Below are 18199 nucleotides of genomic sequence, written 5' to 3'. Positions count from 1 at the left end.
GAACAATAAATGCTGACGGTCTACTCAGATGATCACCACCTGCACCACGGCCGCTGCGAGCTGATCGACGGGCAACTGATGCCCTGCTTCGAGATGCCTTCGCGCGCCGACCACGTGCTCGCCCGTGTGCGCCACCAGGCCCTGGGGCCGGTGCGTGAGCCCGAGGACTTCGGCCTCGAACCGATCCGCCGCATCCACGACGCCGCCTACCTGGACTTCTTCAAGGGCGCCTGGGACCGCTGGGCCGAACTGGGCCAGGACGGCGACCTGCTGCCGTTCACCTGGCCGGCGCGCACCCTGCGTCAGGTCCTGCCCAAGAGCCTGCATGGCCAGCTCGGCTATTACAGCTTCGACGGTGGCGCACCAATCACCGCCGGTACCTGGCAGGCCGCCTACAGCGCAGCGCAGGTCGCCCTCACCGCCCAGGCCGAGATCCAGCGCGGCGCCCACAGCGCCTTCGCCCTCTGCCGGCCACCGGGGCACCACGCCGCCAGCGATCTGATGGGCGGCTACTGCTACCTGAACAACGCCGCCATCGCCGCCCAGGCGTTCCTCGACCAGGGCCACGCCAAGGTGGCGATCCTCGACGTCGACTACCACCACGGCAACGGCACCCAGTCGATTTTCTACGAGCGCAGCGACGTGCTCTTCACCTCGATCCACGGTGACCCGCAAGCCGAATTCCCGTTCTTCCTCGGCTATGCCGACGAACTGGGCGAAGGCGCCGGCGAGGGTTTCAACTTCAACTACCCGCTGGCCGCCGGCAGCGGCTGGGAGCGCTGGAGCACGGCGCTGGAGCAGGCCTGCGGCGAGATCGAGCGTTATGACGCCGACGTGCTGGTGGTTTCTCTCGGCGTGGACACTTTCAAGGACGATCCGATTTCTCAATTCAAGCTCGACAGCCCCGACTACCTGCGCATGGGCGAACGCATCGCCCGCCTGGGCAAGCCGACGCTGTTCGTGATGGAAGGCGGTTATGCGGTGGAAGAAATCGGCATCAATGCCGTGAACGTACTCGAAGGTTTCCAGAACGCCCAATGAGGAACTAGAAGAATGAACAGACTCAAGCGTCTCATCGCCCCGGCCCTGTGCGCCGCCCTGCTCAGCGGCGCGGCGCACGCCGAAGACCGTACCCTGCGGGTATACAACTGGTTCGACTACATCACGCCCAAGGCCCTGGACGACTTCAAGGCGCAGAACAGCCAGGTCAAGCTGGTCTACGACATCTTCGACACCAACGAGGCGCTGGAGGCCAAGCTGCTCACCGGCAATTCCGGCTATGACGTGGTGGTGCCGTCCAACGTGTTCCTCGCCAAGCAGATCGAGGCCGGAGTATTCCAGCCGCTGGACCGCAGCAAGTTGCCGAACTGGAACCACCTCGATCCCAAGCTGATGAAGCTGCTGGAGGCCAACGACCCGGGCAACCAGTTCGCCGTGCCCTACATGTACGGCACCATCCTGATCGGCTTCAACCCGGCCAAGGTCAAGGCGGCCCTGGGCGACAACGCGCCGGTGGACAGCTGGGACCTGATCTTCAAGGAAGAGAACATCAGCAAGCTCAAGCAGTGCGGCGTCGCCCTGCTCGACTCGCCGTCGGAGATCCTGCCGCTGGCCCTGCAGCACCTGGGCCTGAACCCCAACAGCAAGAACCCCAAGGACTACGAAAAGGCCGAGGCGTTGATGCTGAAGATTCGCCCCTACATCACTTATTTCCACTCGTCCAAATACATGGCCGATATCGCCAACGGCGACATCTGCGTCGCCGTCGGCTACTCCGGCAGCTTCTCCCAGGCCGCCAACCGCGCCAAGGACGCCAAGAACGGCGTGGTGGTGGACATGCGCCTGCCCAAGGAAGGCGCGCCGATCTGGTTCGACATGCTGGCGATCCCCAAGGGTGCCAAGGACCCGGAAGACGCCTACACCTTCATCAACTACCTGCTGCAACCGCAGGTGATCGCCCCGATCAGCGACTTCGTCGGCTACCCGAACCCGAACAAGGACGCCACCGAAATGGTTGACCCGGCGATCCGCCACAACCCCAACCTGTATCCGAGCGAAGCGGCGATGAAGACCCTCTACACCCTGCAGCCGCTGGACCAGAAGGCCGAACGGGCCCGGACCCGGGCCTGGACGCGGATCAAGTCGGGCACCTGAGGCTCCGCCCTGTCGCCGCCCCGTTGGCGACAGGGCGGCCGATCAGGGGGCGGGCGACAGGAACAACGTCCTGGCCGAGTTCGGGTCGATCCTGGCGCGCAGGATCGAGTCGACGCCCTGACCCGCTTGCTCTTGTGCCCTCTGGAACTTGATCCCCTGGAAACGCTGCGCCGGCGTCTTGAGGTGGGCGGCGGTGTAGCTGGCCTCTGCAGCATCCAGGTTCGGATAGTGAAAGTGCGCGTACCACAGGGGGGTTCGCTGCTTGTCCGAAATCTCGTACTCGCGCAGGAAGTCCCGGCCCTTGCCGCCGGAAATGTCCTTGCGCGGCCCCAACGGTCGAATAGTGATCTGATTCTGGCTCTTGAGGTACGAGACGCCGATGACCGAGGGTGGGTCGATCTTCACTCTTTCGATACGCAGGCGTACACCCTGGGCCCGCAGGAGGTCCGCCCCGGCGTCAAGCTTGCCCACCAGTTCCTCCGGATACTCCGCCATGCCCTGGGTCAGCTCCTGCAGCTGCAGCGACAGGTCGCTGAACAACAGGGCATCACTTTTGAGCCGGTCCTCGATATCGACGGGGCCGTGGGCAGTGCGCATAGTCTTCTCGCCCCTGTCCAGCCGGCCCGGCAACGATTCGAGCAGTTTCCGGGCCTGGAACTCCAGCGACTTGAGCTTCTTCCGACCCCGTAGGCTCAGTTCGCCAGCACCGCCCAGCAGAAGAGGCCCCCGTTCCAGCTGCCAGGTTCCCGAAGCACCGCGGGTCACCCAGGGCCCCAACTGCGCCGGGTGACTGACATCGGCAATTCTCAAGCCGTCGAGGGTACGCGAAACATGAAACCATTCACCCTCGAGACGGGCATAGAGAAGCCCACCCCGCTGGTAGAGCCCTTTCCACTCACCCACCTTGACCCGTTGCATATCGGACGGGGCGTTGGCCGCCAGCCTGAATCGGTCGAGCCGCTCCCGCTCGAATGTCGTCAGGTCGCGTCCCCGTCGAGTCCAGATGAAGGCCAGCCCGCCCCTGCGCCCTCGTGCCGTTGGCTTGACGATCGTGCCACCGGCACCCGCGACTTGCGGTTGACCGAACAACAGCCGACGGTGATAAACCAGCACGGCCGCCAGGTTCAACAGCACATCGGCGAATGCCGCCCAGGGGCTCCGGGTATTCGAATCGGCCAGGGCCTTGAGGCTGGGCAGCAACTGCACGATCAGCCCCACGCTGGCCAGGGCGGCCGGTGCCCATGGAATCAGCAGTCTGAACAACGCCCAGCCAAGGTCGGCAAGGCGCTTGCGGCGCGCTTCGGCATTGGATACCGAGATCGCCTCGGCGTGCCGGATCAAGGCTTCTACGCTGTCGACAAACAGCGCCTCGGCGATCGGCTCGGACAATACCGCGGTGTCCAGCGTGGGCGGCTCGGGAATCTCGGGCAGATCCCAGTCACTGAGAATGACCCGCGTCAGGTGCGGCTCAAGAAAGCCACCCTGGTCATAGATCTTGCGACTGTGGTCGTCCAGCCCAGCCAACACCGATTGCTGCAATGTCTCCTCGACCTGGATAGCCGCCAGCAGGTGCGCCAGCGACGCAAACTCGCGCAAGGGTTGTTCCGCACCCGGTCGCAGCAACACCTGCGGCCCTCGATCGACCCTGCGCGGGCCGATCACGAAATGATTGAGCACGCGGTCCGCCGCCGCGCCAGGATGCGCCAGCAACGCCAGCGGGCGGACGACGATGGACAGTCCCGACACCACCAGCACCCGGGTGTCCAGGCTCATCACGGCCGTGACATATAGCCGTGCACGCTCCGTCAGCCGTTGCGTCAACCGCAGCTCCAGCGCCAGCATCGGCAGCAGGACCTGCATATAAAGCGTGAAGAGCACCTTCTGTCGGGCCCGCTCGGTCGTGTAGCGCTGCAACTTCTGCCTGAGCAGGGCGGGATAGTTGCCACCGATATCGGCATCGCTCACGGCTGCACGCAACAGTGGGTAGGTCATCCAGCCCGGTACTGCCGCCTGCTCCCCGTTTGTCGTCGGCTTGTCATAGTGAATCTGTGCGATTGCCGAGAGCGGAAAGGCCTCGATGTTCTCCAGTGCCATGTCCGTGTAGTCCCGCGTGGAAGACGCGGTGTGCTGGTCCAGAAAAGGGATGAAACCCGGATCGACCGCTGCCAACGGACTGTTGTCGATCTTCGTGAGGGTCACGCGGATATCGGAAACCGAGACGTTCTCGGCCTTGGGTTCAAGCTTGAGCAGGCTCTTGGCCAACTCCCGCTCGGCAAACTCGATGATGCCGGGGATACCTTCGAGAAACGCCTCGCCTTCACGCAACCGATGCACCTCTGACAGCCTGCTGACGAAGCGGCCGTAAGTGGCACGCTCCGCTGTCGAGGCCTGCCGCAACCAGTCGGGAAGCAACTCATGCAGTTGCAGCAGCTTCGCTTCGTGCTCGGCGTGAAAGGCGCCGAGCAATGCCTGTGGGCCGGTCAACTCGTGCAAACGCCGATCGAGAGCGACACGGTCGCCGTAGTCGCCCGGCTTGATTGCACTGATGCTTTCCAATTGCCGCATCAGCAGGGTGACCGCCAGGGCATCGAAGACATGGTTGTCTGGCGAGTATTCTCCCTGGTCCGGTTCACTGTCTCTCAAGGTCCATCCCAAGGCGGTTTCCAGGGCAACGATGGAGTCGAACGCCTTGATCCCGCCGAGCAGCGTGTACAGCAACACGATCTGCCGTTCACCCACCTGCCGCGTCAAAACCAGTCCCTGCTGAAATAGCGGCTCGGGATCTCGGACTCCGGTGTCGACAAGGGTGATATAGGCTTTCGTGCAACCCTCTCCCAGCGCCAGGCAACGGGCCCGGAAATCGGGGTAATCGAGTACGGCCTCCACGGTATCCAGTTCATCACCCGCGAGCGCGGCACTGGCCTTGCGCAATTGTGCGGCAATGAAGTCCGAGAGTTGCTGCCAGGGCGTAGTACCTTGTTCTGCTGGCGAACGCCCGGCATTCGGGACCAACGACCGGTACAAGGCTGGCGAACTCCAGAAGTCGACCAGGCTCTGCTTATAGGTCGCCAGCAACGCCGGGGCCCACTCGCTGACCAGCTGTTCCGCACTGTCGGCCCGCATCCCCAGTATCGGTAGATACTTGCCGCCCGAGTCGAGTGTCAGGTAGCTGCCCAGGGGATGAACCGGGGCAACCTTTCCCAGCCAGCAGTCGATCAGCCGATGGTTCAGCGGGACGACCCGATAGGTCGCCGGGGCATCGGGGTTGCGCCCGGCGTGACGTAGATAAAGGCGGCATTGCGTAGCGCTTTTCCCCGGGTCGGGAAAAAGTCCTCCAGCATCGCCTGCACCAGGTCGGCCGTGGCGCTCTCCAGGCCGGGCCGGGCGGCCAGGCAGTCGTTGAGGCTGAAGACATGCAGGGCCTGGTCGCTTTCACTGACCGGAGCGGTGACCGTAATGACCGTCATACTCCGCCCCCTGCACAGGAAGGCACATGACAAACGGGCAAGCTGGAAACTGTTGGAGTTGTTGCGTTGGGCATGACCAAAAGCCTCTGGGCAAAAGAATTCTGCCCACGACAGTAGCCATGCCCCCTTCCTGGAACGCGGTAACTAAGTAGCCCGGCGCCCGGACTGCCCGGGCTCAAACGCCGGACACCCCCTCAGTTCCGCCAGACCTCGCGCAAGCGGCCCAGGGCCGCTTCGATGTCCGCCTCCGGGACGGCCGCGAAACCCAGGACCAGCCCGGCGTGACGATCCGTCGGCGGCGGCGGCGGAGTGATCCAGAAGTTGCTCAGGGGGCTGATCTCCACTCCGACACTCGCCGCCTGCGCGATCAGCTCCTGCTCGCGCGCAAGACTTTCGACCGGCACCATCAGGTGCAGGCCGGCGATCGCTTCCGGCAGGCTGCCGCAACCGCGAATGCCGCTCGGCCAGTGGGCCAGCAGGGCGTTGCGCCGGCTCAGGGCGGCCCGGCGCATGCGACGGATATGCCGCTGGAAATGCCCGGCGGCCATGAACTCGGCCATCACCGCCTGGGTGCTGACTTCCGAGTGGCGCATGTCCAATGCACGACGCTGGGAAAAGGCGTCCACCAGCGTCGGCGGCAACACCAGGTAGCCCAGGCGCAACGCCGGAAAGGCGATCTTGCCGAACGTGCCGACGTAGAGCACCCGCCCCTGCCGGTCCAGGGCCGCCAACGGTGCCAGCGGCGCGCCGCTGTAGCGGTACTCGCCGTCGTAGTCGTCCTCGACGATCCAGCCGCCGGTGCGTTCGGCCCAGGCCAGCAGCTCCAGGCGCCGCGCCAGGCTCATGATCACCCCGGTGGGGTATTGATGAGCCGGCGTGACATAGGCCAGCCGGCAGTCCGGCAACCGCCCGAGTTCGGCACAGTCCAGGCCCTCGTCATCCACCGCCACGCCATGCACCGTCGCCCCGGCTACCGCGAACGCCAGCCGCGCCGCCCGGTAGCCGGGGTTTTCCACCGCCACGCCGTCGCCGGGGTCCACCAGCAACTGTGCACAAAGGCTGATGCCCTGTTGTGCACCGCTGGTGATCACAATTTGTTCAGGCGAGCAGGACAAACCACGGGAACTGCGCAGGTACGCTGCGATCAGGCTGCGCAACTGCCTCTCCCCCGCCGGCTCGCCGTAGCACAGCTGCGCCAGGTCCGGTTTTCTCCAGAAAGCCGCCTGCAGCTTGGCCCAGACGCCGAACGGGAACAGGTCGAAAGCCGGCACTCCCACCCGAAAGGCCCGTGGCGGACCCTCCGGTGGCTCGTACATCGCGTTGCGCTCGATGCGCTCCAGTGCCTGATTGTGGATAACTTTACTGGATGAAATCCCAGTATCTTTCACCGATTTTGTGGATAACTCTGTTGATAAGCCTGTTGAAAACTCTGTGGATATTTTTGTGGACAACTTTCTGATCGGCAGCGCCTTGTCTGGCAATTGCGCAACGTAGGTGCCATCGCCAATCCGCCCCTCGATGAAGCCCTCGGCATACAGCTGGTCATAGGCCCGAACCACGCTGTTGCGGGAGATCCCCAGGGCGCTGGCCAGGTCGCGGCTGGCCGGCAGGCGGCTGCCACTGGCCAGGCGTCCGTCCAGCACCCGCAGGCGCAGGGCCTGGTAGAGCTGGCGGCTGAGGCCCTTGGCCGGATCCAGCTGGATCCCGGCAGGGTCGAACGACAGGGGCAGCGATGGACTGGGCATGGCATTGGACCTATGAAAATCATCAACAATGGCTCTTACAACCAACCAATAGCCTGCCTAGGATGCCGGTATTCGCCAAGGAAAATTTCCATGTACACACCCAGCGCCTTCGCCGAACACGACCTGCCCACCCTGCACCGGCACATCCAGGCCACGCGCCTGGCGATCCTGGTCACCCACGGCAAACTGGGCCTGCAGGCCAGCCACCTGCCGCTGCTGCTCGACCCGGGCCAGGGCGCCCATGGCACCCTGCTCGGGCACCTGGCACGGGCCAATCCGCAGTGGCAGGAGCTGGCCGAAGGCGCCGAGGCGCTGGTGATCTTTCCGGGGGTCGATGCCTATGTCAGCCCGTCCTTCTATGCCAGCAAGGCCGAACACGGCAAGGTCGTGCCAACCTGGAACTACACGGCCGTGCACGCCTACGGCCAGGCCGAGGTGTTCGACGAGGCCGGGCGCCTGCGCCAACTGGTTGGTGCCCTCACCGACCGCCATGAAGCCGGCCGGGCCACCCCCTGGACAGTCGACGATGCGCCCGAGCCGTACATCGCCACCATGCTCAAGGCCATCGTCGGCATCGCCCTGCCGATCCAGCGCCTGGAAGGCAAGCGCAAGCTCAGCCAGAACCGCAGTGCCGTCGATATCGCCGGCGTACAACAAGGGCTGGCGGCCAGTGCCGACAGCCAGGACCAAGCCCTCGCCCAATTGATGCATCAAGGAGTGTCAGCATGAGTTCGATCGAAATCCGTCCGGTGACCGCCGCCGACCAGGCCGTCTGGCGTCCGCTGTGGCAGGCCTACCTGAAGTTCTACGAAACCGAATTGCCGGACAGCATCTACCAGTCGACCTGGCAGCGCTTCCTCGACCCGGCCGAGACCACCCACGCCGCCCTGGCCTGGCAGGACGGCAAGGCCGTGGGCCTGGTGCACTTCATCTACCACCGCTCGAACTGGAGCATCCAGAATTCCTGCTACCTGCAGGACCTGTTCGTCGCCCCCGAGGTACGCGGCACCGGCCTGGGTCGCAAGCTGATCGAGCATGTGTACGCCACGGCGGCCCGGGACGGCTGCAGCAAGGTGCACTGGCTGACCCACGAAACCAATGCCACGGCCATCCAGCTGTACGAGCGGATTGCCGAACGCCCGGGCTTCATTCAATTCCGCCACGGCCTCTGAGCCCGAGAACAACACCATGTCGACAACCGTAGCCAACTGGAATGGCGCCCCGGCGCCGTCCACCCGACGCCTCGAAGGACGCTTCATCGTCCTGGAAAAACTCGACGCCGCCCGCCATGGCGACGAGCTGTATCGCGCCCTGGAAGGCCCCGGCGCCGATCCGAAACTGTGGGACTACCTGCCCTACGGCCCGTTCCCGCAGCGTGAAGGCGCCTTCGACGACTGGCTTGCCGGCCACGCGGCGAGCAGCGATCCCTACTTCTTTGCCGTCGTCGACAAGGCCAGCGGCGAAGTCCAGGGCGCCCTCAGCCTGATGTCGATCGTGCCGGCCCAGGGCCGCATCGAGATCGGCCACGTCACCTTCGGCGCACCGATGCAGCGCTCGCCCAAGAGCACCGAGGCGGTCTACCTGCTGGCCAGGGAGGCCTTCGCCCTCGGCTACCGGCGCCTGGAGTGGAAGTGCAACAACGACAACGCCCGCTCCCGCGCCGCCGCCGAGCGCCTGGGTTTCCAATTCGAGGGCGTGTTCCGCCAGCACATGGTGGTCAAGGGCAGGAACCGCGACACCGCCTGGTTCAGCATCATCGACTCGGAGTGGCCCGCCGTGAATGCCGGCTTCGAGCGCTGGCTGTCGGAGGACAACCTGGGCGCAACGGGGCAGGTGCGGACCCTGACCGAATGTCGCGAAGCCTGAAGGCCTGACACGCGGTGGCCGACTTTCCGGCCACCGCACACCAGGACACAGCCGAAATAAACGGAAAGCTGCTGACATCTCCCGCGAAGCCCAGGTAAAAACCCCGACATTTACCGCTTGGACAGCTCGATACATTTCCTCCTCGACCTATTCTGAGGATGAAATGGAATGCTCCCCAAGACCCGTCTCGCCATCTCCCTGGCCCTGGTGCTCAACGGACTGCTGGCCCAGCAGGCACAGGCCCAGCAGCCACCGCCAAATGCCTACCGCGGTTCATCCAGCGTCTACGACTGGGACTGGCTGCTCAAACAGCCGCCGGAACCCGGGGGCAGCCTGCCGACCACCTCCCCGTCACCCGCCCATGAGCCCGCCAAAGGCGGCCAGGGTGGCAACATCCTGCCGACGATTCCGGCATCCCCACTGCTCGAAGCCCTGAACCGGCTCGGTCCGGCCGAAAGAGAAGCCGCCCTGACCCAACTGGCCGGTGCCGATAATGCCAACCTGGCCCAGGCCACTCTCGGCGCTACCCGACAGGTGGGCGCCAGCGCGCTGTCGGCCATGCTCCAGCCCGACAACGGCAGGAGTCGCCTGTGGCTACAGAGCCTGAGTAACGTGGGCCGATTCGAACCGGCACAGGGCGGCAAGGACTTCCAGCAGACGACCCGGGGCCTGGTGCTGGGGGCCGACTGGTCGCTGGGCAACGAATGGCGCCTGGGCCTGCTCGGCGGAAAATCCCGTTCCGAGCACAAGGGCAGCCACTTCAGGGGCGAACTGGACAGCTGGCATGCCGGCGCCTACGCCCTGCGCCAGGACGGCCCCGCAGCCTTGCGCTTCGGCGCGATCCATAGCAGCCACGCTGGCAGCACTCAACGCCACGTCGCGTTCAGCGGCTATCAGGATCGACTCTCCGGCAACTACACGGCCACCAGCCAGCAGGCCTTCGCCGAATTCGGCTACAGCCTGGGCAACAACCAACTGAGTACCGAACCCTTTGCCGGCCTCGGCTACCAGCGCTACTCACGCCAGGGACACACGGAAAAAGGCGGTGAGGCGGTGCTGAAGAACAGCGGCCAGGCCCTGGACAACTTCAGCACCACACTGGGCCTGCGGGCCGCCGGCAACTGGCGCTTCGGCCACGGCATGAGCCTGACCCCGCACCTGAGTGCCGGCTGGAAGCACCTGTATGGCGAACTCGACAGCATCACCCGCCAGACGAACCGGACCACCGCCATGACCTTCACGACCCGCGGCATCGCCCAGGACCGCGAGAGCCTGGCGATCGAAGCCGGACTCGAACTGAACCTGTCCTCCCGCCATCGCCTGGGCCTGGGCTACAGCGGCGAACTCGGCGCGAAGAACAGCAACCACGGCATCATGGGGCAGTGGGCGCTGGCTTTCTGACAACTTTCCATCAACCGGTCAGGCTCATGAACAGCTGCCTGACCGATGAGCACCTCAGCCTGATGTCTTGCGCAGTCGCACCACGCCCATCTGCAACCCGAAGGGCCTGAATACAGAGTTCAACGACTTGAGGGTCGGATTGCCTTCGTCATGCTCGATATGCACCAGGGTACGGACCGAAATCCGGCACATCCGGGCAAACTGGGTCTGCTGCAACCCCGTTACCTCCGTCCGCAAGCGCCTGACCGCAACACCGATGCTGATCATGCCCTGGGCCAGATCATCCTGAATGGCCTGGATCAGCAGGGCACGGACTTCCAGGCTGAGCGTCATGCCAACCCCCAGTCTCGCAGACGCTGACCAAGCCTTTTCAAGGCAATCAACGGATGGTTCATGGTGACGGCGGGCAAGCCACTATCCGTCAGAATATCGGGCAAGGCCAACAGATGCCTGGCATCCGCCCGAAGCCGCTCAAAGGCTGCCTGGGGCTCGACCAGCCCCGCCAGCGCGTCGCACGCCTTGCGCCAATCCACCTCCCCGCCCCTTTCGATATCTCTTGCCCACTTGGTGCTGCGTGTCACACCTTCATCATCCATGACCATGGGCGCCAGGTCGTAAATCGGTGCCAGGCGAACCCCCCGCTGATCGCGGATGATCGATGTGTTGCGCCCATGGTTGTCGGAGTTGCCCAGGATCTTGTTGAGCAAATCACGGCGCAGATAATCCGCCACCAGATCTTCCACCTGCTCCCCCTGGCCGGCCTGGCGCCAAAGTGCAACCAGACGAGTGATCACCTCCAGGTGCTTCAGGCGACTGCCAGGCACCGTGACCCCGGCCAACGAATACACCGACTCCACGGCTGAACGCTCGGTCCCCTGCTCAGTGACATGACGGTCGAAACGTTGCATCCAGAGGCTCGGTCTGTTGGCTTCCTCCAGCTTCAGCCCCTGCACCGAGACAGTTTCGATCCCAAGCACCTGCAAAGCCCTGTAATAGTGGTACTCGCTCCTGAGGATGTCCTGATCGGTCTGCGTGGACTTGTTTCGAGCGAATTTCACGAACCAGTGTTGTGCCACGTCGCGATCATCGAGAACCGCGTCCGGGTACAGCAGGCCATTGTGGTCCTCACTCATCAGCAACTTCGGTGCTTCGCCTCCAGCTCCCGTAGCTCCGCCAATCGCCGCGCCCTGCTCGTAGGCGTACTCGAGAAATCGGTTATCGCGCGCCACCACGTCCGCTCGGGTAAATCCCATGGGCTCACGACCGTCCTGCACGTCCACGGACTCCTTGACCCGCAGATGGCCAACGGGAGCCGGGGTGCTTTTACCCAGCAAAAAAAGGTCGGCATTGACATCATCAGGCTTTTCCCGCCCCACCCTGGCGATGAGGAAGCGCCTGGCAGCACCGGCAGGAGCAATATCCTGCAGGAAGGCCGGAGCCTGCCGGTCATCCATGCTGTCCCAGTCCAGCGGGAGGTTCGCACTGACCGCACAGGCGAATGGACTGCCCATATCCTCGATATGATCCAGCAGATAGCTCTGCTTGTAGGCAAACCTGCAACGCCCCTCGAAACCTTTTTCCGGCGACTCGAAAATCAGGGTCATGGCGTCCTGCCAGATTCCGTCGGTGTAGGCCTGAAGTGTGAGTGCGTACATGATTCAACCTGCAACTTAATGCACTTTATAGGCAGAGACTGCCGCCAAAACTGCAATATAGTACAGATTCGCCTGCCAGCATCGCCCAATAACTGCAATATAATGCATCAGCCTTGCTATACGGCGCAAATATACGCAATAAAATGCATATCGTTCTAGAGCAGCAGACCATAACACCCCACACAACATGCTCAAAGAATGAACAAAAAAAGGGAGGCATACGCCTCCCCGAGGATAAACATTGATAGATGAAGGCTGTCGATCAGCCTTCGATCTCGATCAGGATCTCGCCCGGGTTGACCCGGTCGCCCTTGGCCACGTGGATGGCGACGACCTTGCCCGACACTGCGGCCTGCACTTCGGTCTCCATCTTCATGGCTTCGGTGATCAGCACGGCCTGACCGGCCTTCACACTGTCGCCTTCCTTGACCAGCACATCGACGATGTTGCCTGGCATGGTGGTGCTGACGTGGCCTGGCGCACTGGCCTGCTTGCGCTTGCTGCTGCCACCGCCGACGAATTCGTTGAGCGGTTCGAACACCACTTCTTCCGGCATGCCGTCGATGGACAGGTAGAAGTGCCGCTTGCCTTCGGCCTTCACGCCGACCCCGGTGATGTCCACGCGGTAGGTTTCGCCGTGCACGTCGATGACGAACTCGGTCGGTACGCCCTCGCCGCCCGGCGCACGCACACCGCCGGCCTCGGGGATCGGCAGCAGCACTTCAGGCACCAGGGTGCCGGCCTCGCGCTCTTCGAGGAACTTGCGCCCGATGTCCGGGAACATGGCGAAGGTCAGCACGTCTTCTTCCGACTTGGCCAGGGTGCCGATGTCGTTGCGCAACTTGGCCATTTCCGGCTTGAGCAGGTCGGCCGGCCGCACGTCGATCACGTCCTCGCTGCCGATGGCCTGGCGGCGCAGCTGCTCGTTGACGGTGCCCGGCGCCTTGCCGTAACCGCCCTGCAGGTACAGCTTCACTTCGTTGGTGATGGTCTTGTAGCGCTCGCCGGCCAGGACGTTGAAGAAGGCCTGGGTGCCGACGATCTGCGAAGTCGGGGTCACCAGCGGCGGGAAGCCGAGGTCTTCGCGCACCCGCGGAATTTCCGCCAGCACTTCGTTCATGCGGTTGAGGGCGCCCTGCTCCTTGAGCTGATTGGCCAGGTTGGAAATCATCCCGCCCGGCACCTGGTTGACCTGCACCCGGGTGTCGACCGCGGTGAATTCGCTTTCGAACTGGTGGTACTTCTTGCGCACGGCGTAGAAGTACAGGCCGATTTCCTGCAGCAGTTCCAGGTCCAGGCCGGTATCGAACTCGCTGCCCTTGAGGGCGGCGACCATCGACTCGGTGCCAGGATGGCTGGTGCCCCAGGCGAAGCTGGAGATGGCGGTGTCGATATGGTCGGCACCGTTTTCCACCGCCTTGAGCTGGCACATCGCGGCCAGGCCTGCGGTGTCGTGGGAGTGGATGAACACCGGCAGCGACTGCTCGGCCTTCAGTGCCTTGACCAGCTCGCCGGTGGCGAACGGAGTCAGCAGGCCGGCCATGTCCTTGATCGCCACCGAGTCGCAACCCATGGCTTCCATCTGCTTGGCCTGGGCCACGAAGGCCTCGATGGTGTGCACCGGGCTGGTGGTGTAGGCGATGGTGCCCTGGGCGTGCTTGCCGGCGGCCTTCACCGCCTCGATGGCGACGCGCAGGTTACGCACATCGTTCATGGCGTCGAAGATACGGAATACATCGATGCCGTTGACCGCCGCCTTGGCGACGAAGGCCTTGACCACGTCGTCGCTGTAGTGGCGATAGCCGAGCAGGTTCTGGCCGCGCAGGAGCATCTGCAGGCGAGTGTTGGGCAGGGCCGCGCGCAGCTTGCGCAGGCGCTCCCACGGGTCTTCCTTGAGGAAGCGCACACAGGCGTCGAAGGTCGCGCCGCCCCAGACTTCCAGCGACCAGTAGCCGACCTTGTCGAGCTTGTCGCAGATCGGCAGCATGTCTTCGGTGCGCATGCGGGTGGCGAGCAGCGATTGGTGGGCGTCGCGCAGGATCGTGTCGGTAACGTGAATCTTTTTGGTCATTGTAATAGTCCTCACAGGCCTGCGTGGGCGGCGATGGCGGCGGCGATGGCCAGGGCCAGCTCTTCGGGTTTGCGCTTGATCGAGTAGTTGGTCAGTTCCGGATGGCTTTCCACGAAGCTGGTATTGAACTGGCCACTACGGAATTCCGGGTTACGCAGGATTTCCTGGTAATAGGCGGCGGTGGTCTTCACGCCTTGCAGGCGCATGTCGTCCAGGGCCCGCAGGCCACGGTCCATCGCCTCTTCCCAGGTCAACGCCCAGACCACCAGTTTCAGGCACATGGAGTCGTAGAACGGTGGAATGGTGTAGCCGGTGTAGATCGCCGTGTCGGTCCGCACGCCGGGACCACCGGGCGCGTAGTAGCGGGTGATCTTGCCGAAGCTGGGCAGGAAGTTGTTCTTCGGGTCCTCGGCGTTGATCCGGAACTGCAGGGCAAAACCGCGATGGATGATGTCTTCCTGCTTGACCGACAGCGGCAGGCCGGAGGCGATGCGGATCTGCTCGCGGACAATATCGATCCCGGTGATTTCCTCGGTGATGGTGTGTTCCACCTGCACCCGGGTGTTCATTTCCATGAAGTACACCTCGCCATCGGCGAGCAGGAACTCCACGGTGCCGGCGTTCTCGTAGCCCACCGCCTTGGCCGCACGCACCGACAGGTCGCCGATGTAGGCGCGCTGTTCAGGGGTCAGCTGGGGGCTCGGGGCGATTTCGATCAGTTTCTGGTTGCGGCGCTGGATCGAGCAGTCGCGCTCGAACAGGTGCACCACGTTGCCGAAGCTGTCGCCGAGAATCTGCGCCTCGATGTGCTTGGGGTTGACGATGCATTTTTCCAGGAACACTTCCGCCGAGCCGAAGGCCTTGGTCGCTTCGGAAATCACCCGCGGGAATGCCTGTTCCAGCTCCTCGCGGCTGTTGCAGCGCCGGATGCCGCGACCACCACCACCGGAGGTGGCCTTGAGCATTACCGGATAACCGATACGGTCACCCTCGCGCAGGGCTTCCTCGATGCCGGAGACGTTGCCTTCGGTGCCTGGAGTGACCGGCACGCCGGCCTTGATCATGCTGCGCCGGGCTTCGGTCTTGTCACCCATGCGCCGGATCACTTCCGCCGCCGGGCCAATGAACTTCACCCCACGTTCAGCGCAAATTTCTGCCAGTTCGGCATTTTCCGAGAGAAAGCCATAGCCGGGATGCAAGGCATCGCAGCCGGTTTCCACCGCCAGGTTCACCAGCTTGCGCGGGTTGAGGTAGCCGGCCAGGGGCTCGGCGCCAATGCTGTAGGCCTCGTCCGCGCGCTTGACGTGCAGGGCGTGCCGGTCAGCGTCGGAGAAGATCGCCACGGAGCGAATGCCCATTTCGGCACAGGCCCGCACGATACGTACGGCAATCTCACCACGGTTGGCGATCAGGATCTTTTTTATCACTTGGAAATTCCTAAGCCGCTGGAACAAAACAACCTGCTGGAACCAGAAAGGACCTGGGCCCGCCCGCGATGGTGTCCGTCAAAACACCAGAAGCCTCGCGGGCCAGCCCTATGTCCACGACCCGATGTCTGTCCCACAGCACGGGTCGACGAGTGACTAAATGTTTCAAGCCAGTCGCATCACCACACTAGTCCCGGTCAGCGATAAACTAAAATCAATAATTATTGGGTCGCTTATAAGCAATGATTTATAGTTGCCTGACCAGCCGCCTGAGAGTGCTCGCAAAAAATGCGTAAGTCCTTGATGCGTATGACATTACGCCAGTTGAAGATCTTCAATGAGGTCTGCGATTTGCGTTCCTACAGCCGCGCGGCCGAGGAAATGTCGCTTACGCAGCCAGCCGTCAGCCTGCAAATTCGTCAGCTGGAAGAGCTGATTGGCCAGCCGTTGTTCGAATATGTCGGCAAAAAGCTCTACATGACCGAAGCGGCTGAAGCGTTACAGCGCGCCAGCCGGGACATCTTCGGCCGGCTGGAAAACCTCGACATGCAGCTCTCCGACATGCAGGGATCGCTGCAGGGGCAATTGAAACTGGCGGTGGAATCCAGCGCGAAGTACTTCGTGCCGCACCTGTTCGCCGCCTTCAAGCGCCAGTATCCCGAGGTCAGCCTGCACCTCACGGTGGTCAATCGCGCCCAGGCCCTGCGGCGGCTGTCGGACAACCGCGACGACCTGCTGATCATGTCCATGGTGCCCCAGGACATGGGCCTGGAATTCCTGCCGTTCCTGAACAACCCGATCGTCGCCGTGGCCCCACCCGATCATCCGTTGTGCCACAGGGGCCCGCTGCGCCTGCAGGACCTGGAACCCTATCCGTTGCTGATCCGCGAACCGGGGTCGGGCACCCGGATGGCCTGCGAGGAGTACTTCAAGGAAAAGCGCGTGCACTTCTCGCAGACACTCGAAGTGACCTCTGGCGAGGCGCAGTGCGAAAGCGTGGTGGCGGGGCTGGGCCTGGCGCTGTTGACGCGCCACGCCCTGAGCCTGGAACTGGCGACCGGCGTGCTCCGGGAACTGCCGGTGGAAGAACTGCCGCTCTATCGCAGCTGGTGCGTGGTTCAGGCCAGGGATAAACGCCTGTCACCGGTCGCGCATGCGTTCCTGGGGTTCATCCGAAGTGAAAGGCTGCAGATCAGTGGGCTCGCTGAGCGCTTCGACGGTCGGCTGCCGAGTCCATCTGCCAGTAATTGAGGGCGGCGATTTCCTGTTGCAGCTGACGCAGTTCGTTGCGGTCTTCGATTGCGCGACGGAATTCCATGCGGCGCTGGTCTTCCTGCTGCCGACGGGTCTTTACGCTGCTTTGCTCTTCGTGGTGCCGGGCCATTTCGAGTCTCCCAGGTTGGGTTGGAGACTCCAAGATGGCTTCAGGGCGTTACGATTTGGCGGCAGCCGGATGACAGGGAGATGAAATCAGTCTTCGAGGTTCTTCAGCGACTTGGGCGACAGCCGCAAGCTGCGCAGGCTGCGCTTGACGCTCTTGAGGTGGTTCACCAGGCTCGGCCCGCGGGCCATCGCCACGCCCATCGCCAGCACATCGATCACCACCAGGTGGGCGATACGCGAGGTCAGCGGCGTGTAGATCTCGGTGTCCTCGTGCACGTCGATCGCCAGGTTGATCGTCGACAGCTCGGCCAGCGGTGTCTGGCTCGGGCACAGGGTGATCAGCGTCGCGCCGCTTTCACGGACCATGTTGGCGGTGATCAGCAGGTCCTTGGACCGCCCCGACTGGGAAATGCAGATCGCCACGTCGCTGGGTTTGAGGGTCACCGCCGACATCGCCTGCATGTGCGGGTCGGAGTATGCCGCCGCGGTCAGCAGCAGGCGGAAGAACTTGTGCTGGGCATCCGCCGCCACCGCACCGGACGCACCGAAGCCGTAGAACTCAACACGCTGGGCGGCCGACATGGCCGTCACCGCCCGCTGCAGGGCCGCCGGGTCGAGCTTCTCGCGCACCTCCATCAGGGTGTGCAGGGTGGTGTCGAAGATCTTCAGGCTGTAGTCGGCGACAGAGTCGTCTTCATGGATCGCGAACTGGCCGAAACTGGCACCCGCCGCCAGGCTCTGGGCCAGCTTGAGCTTCAGGTCCTGGAAGCCCGAGCAGCCGATGGCCCGGCAGAATCGCACGATGGTCGGCTCGCTGATGCCCACGCTGTGGGCCAGGTCGGCCATGGAGCTGTGCATCACCGCCGCCGGGTCGAGCAGGACATGATCGGCAACCTTGAGCTCCGATTTGCGAAGCAGGGTGCGGGACTGGGCGATGTGTTGCAACAGATTCAAGGGCTGGACTCGATTGTTATGGGCGAACGCCTGGGATGTAGCATTCTTGTAGTTATACTACATGAAATCGCGGCTT

General features: G+C 63.5%; 16 protein-coding genes. 7 read left to right on the top strand and 9 right to left on the bottom strand.

What is annotated here, in order from left to right; all coding sequences use genetic code 11:
- Positions 1-9 precede the first annotated feature (9 nt).
- Both PF66_RS18225 and PF66_RS18220 read left to right on the top strand, forming a co-directional pair.
- Positions 10-1041 carry a histone deacetylase family protein gene (locus PF66_RS18225; protein WP_054063461.1) on the top strand — a complete coding sequence of 344 codons (1032 nt, stop codon included), beginning with the start codon at positions 10-12 and terminating at the stop codon, positions 1039-1041.
- Between the two features lie 12 nt (positions 1042-1053).
- Positions 1054-2154, top strand: a complete 1101-nt coding sequence (locus PF66_RS18220) for a polyamine ABC transporter substrate-binding protein (RefSeq protein WP_054063460.1) — start codon at positions 1054-1056, stop codon at positions 2152-2154.
- A gap of 42 nt (positions 2155-2196) precedes the next feature.
- Here the strand turns inward: PF66_RS18220 and PF66_RS18215 are convergent, their stop codons facing one another.
- From PF66_RS18215 to PF66_RS18210, 3 genes are all read right to left on the bottom strand, one after another.
- On the bottom strand, positions 2197-5277 hold the full coding sequence (locus tag PF66_RS18215; RefSeq protein ID WP_241494399.1) for a dermonecrotic toxin domain-containing protein: 3081 nt from the start codon (positions 5275-5277) through the stop codon (positions 2197-2199).
- A 104-nt stretch (positions 5278-5381) separates the two neighbouring features.
- A complete protein-coding gene (locus tag PF66_RS33485; protein WP_241494397.1) occupies positions 5382-5621 on the bottom strand; it encodes a hypothetical protein in 240 nt (79 codons plus the stop codon).
- A 194-nt stretch (positions 5622-5815) separates the two neighbouring features.
- On the bottom strand, positions 5816-7366 hold the full coding sequence (locus PF66_RS18210) for a PLP-dependent aminotransferase family protein (RefSeq protein ID WP_054063459.1): 1551 nt from the start codon (positions 7364-7366) through the stop codon (positions 5816-5818).
- A 90-nt stretch (positions 7367-7456) separates the two neighbouring features.
- Here PF66_RS18210 and PF66_RS18205 point away from each other — a divergent pair, with 90 nt between their 5' ends.
- From PF66_RS18205 to PF66_RS18190, 4 genes are all read left to right on the top strand, one after another.
- On the top strand, positions 7457-8095 hold the full coding sequence (locus PF66_RS18205; RefSeq protein ID WP_054063458.1) for an FMN-binding negative transcriptional regulator: 639 nt from the start codon (positions 7457-7459) through the stop codon (positions 8093-8095).
- Positions 8092-8538, top strand: coding sequence for a GNAT family N-acetyltransferase (locus PF66_RS18200; RefSeq protein WP_054056663.1), 447 nt, complete (start codon positions 8092-8094; stop codon positions 8536-8538). Before PF66_RS18205 ends, PF66_RS18200 begins: the two co-directional genes overlap by 4 nt.
- 16 nt (positions 8539-8554) lie before the next feature.
- A complete protein-coding gene (locus PF66_RS18195; RefSeq protein ID WP_054063457.1) occupies positions 8555-9232 on the top strand; it encodes a GNAT family N-acetyltransferase in 678 nt (225 codons plus the stop codon).
- Between the two features lie 168 nt (positions 9233-9400).
- Positions 9401-10633, top strand: coding sequence for an autotransporter outer membrane beta-barrel domain-containing protein (locus tag PF66_RS18190; RefSeq protein ID WP_054063456.1), 1233 nt, complete (start codon positions 9401-9403; stop codon positions 10631-10633).
- A 54-nt stretch (positions 10634-10687) separates the two neighbouring features.
- Here the strand turns inward: PF66_RS18190 and PF66_RS18185 are convergent, their stop codons facing one another.
- From PF66_RS18185 to PF66_RS18170, 4 genes are all read right to left on the bottom strand, one after another.
- A complete protein-coding gene (locus PF66_RS18185; RefSeq protein ID WP_017902210.1) occupies positions 10688-10966 on the bottom strand; it encodes a helix-turn-helix domain-containing protein in 279 nt (92 codons plus the stop codon).
- A complete protein-coding gene (locus tag PF66_RS18180) occupies positions 10963-12288 on the bottom strand; it encodes a type II toxin-antitoxin system HipA family toxin (protein ID WP_054056666.1) in 1326 nt (441 codons plus the stop codon). The genes PF66_RS18185 and PF66_RS18180 overlap by 4 nt, the downstream gene beginning before the upstream one ends.
- A 262-nt stretch (positions 12289-12550) precedes the next feature.
- Positions 12551-14359 carry a sodium-extruding oxaloacetate decarboxylase subunit alpha gene (gene oadA / locus PF66_RS18175; protein ID WP_054056667.1) on the bottom strand — a complete coding sequence of 603 codons (1809 nt, stop codon included), beginning with the start codon at positions 14357-14359 and terminating at the stop codon, positions 12551-12553.
- 11 nt (positions 14360-14370) lie between these two features.
- Positions 14371-15786, bottom strand: a complete 1416-nt coding sequence (locus PF66_RS18170; protein ID WP_054056668.1) for an acetyl-CoA carboxylase biotin carboxylase subunit — start codon at positions 15784-15786, stop codon at positions 14371-14373.
- A 288-nt stretch (positions 15787-16074) separates the two neighbouring features.
- Here PF66_RS18170 and PF66_RS18165 point away from each other — a divergent pair, with 288 nt between their 5' ends.
- Entirely contained in the window at positions 16075-17037 is a 963-nt protein-coding gene (locus PF66_RS18165) for a LysR family transcriptional regulator (protein WP_054063455.1), read from the top strand.
- Here the strand turns inward: PF66_RS18165 and PF66_RS33480 are convergent.
- Together PF66_RS33480 and hexR are read right to left on the bottom strand one after the other, a co-directional pair.
- The gene (locus PF66_RS33480) at positions 16979-17170 is read right to left on the bottom strand and encodes a PA3496 family putative envelope integrity protein (RefSeq protein WP_081005865.1); all 192 of its coding nucleotides are present in this window, start codon (positions 17168-17170) and stop codon (positions 16979-16981) included. The genes PF66_RS18165 and PF66_RS33480 overlap by 59 nt on opposite strands.
- A gap of 86 nt (positions 17171-17256) precedes the next feature.
- Positions 17257-18123 (bottom strand): transcriptional regulator HexR, encoded by an 867-nt coding sequence (gene hexR / locus PF66_RS18155; RefSeq protein ID WP_017902205.1) that lies wholly within the window; start codon positions 18121-18123, stop codon positions 17257-17259.
- Positions 18124-18199: the final 76 nt, after the last annotated feature.

The sequence above is a fragment of the Pseudomonas asplenii genome (assembly GCF_001293465.1).
Classification (GTDB): domain Bacteria; phylum Pseudomonadota; class Gammaproteobacteria; order Pseudomonadales; family Pseudomonadaceae; genus Aquipseudomonas; species Aquipseudomonas fuscovaginae_B.
This window is presented reverse-complemented; position numbering and strand designations above follow the sequence as displayed.